This window comes from Gluconobacter sp. P1D12_c (assembly GCF_018812105.1).
Taxonomy (GTDB): domain Bacteria; phylum Pseudomonadota; class Alphaproteobacteria; order Acetobacterales; family Acetobacteraceae; genus Gluconobacter; species Gluconobacter oxydans_A.
On sequence record NZ_JACSIQ010000134.1, the window covers coordinates 1 to 650 of the forward strand.

Below are 650 nucleotides of genomic sequence, written 5' to 3' on the forward strand. Positions count from 1 at the left end.
GGGTCTAGCATTGGGGTTTCGACCTCCAAGCTAAAGGCTAAATAAGTATTAAAAAGATAGCTCAAACAGCTTCGCTTCATGAGCAGATAATTAGCTCAGATTTGCTGTGTCCGGCATCACAGATCGAGAGCAGAGCGGGAGCCACGTAGTGTGGCCGTAGGCCATCTGTGTGGGATGGTTCTTGATAATCTGATTTTTATGGTAGAATGTGAGTCGAGGTTAAATCGATGGATATCTTGGCGGATTACATCGAAGAAGCCCGATAGGTTAGGAGAAGGCTCATGACGCAGGAACGTCACAACCCGACCCACATCAGTATTATAACACAACTGATGGCGATGGTTCAACACAAGACCGCCAAGACTGGTGGTMTCGGATGGAATCCGTAGGWCGTTCATATACGAAATTAGAGGCCCAAAGGGTCATCAAAGCTCAGTCATATGATGGGGGGTATTATCCTCGTTCATGGCTTGGGCATGTGTTCCATCTGGGGKGGTCTGTTGATGATATCTGCTGGCTGATATCTGCTGACTGCAAGCACCTTGGGCTTATAGCTCGGGATTATTCTGCTGATGAGAATCTGCGTTTTGCGTGTCGTTCGGAACAGGAAGACAGGCGACGCTTCAGGCTTCCTGCTGGTGGTTTAGAAT

At 48.2% G+C, this 650-nt stretch carries 1 protein-coding gene; it reads left to right on the forward strand.

The features are described 5' to 3' along the window. Nucleotides 1-376 precede the first annotated feature (376 nt). Nucleotides 377-650: hypothetical protein (locus KP705_RS15950; RefSeq protein WP_215764943.1), on the forward strand; the 274-nt coding region annotated here is incomplete at its 3' end.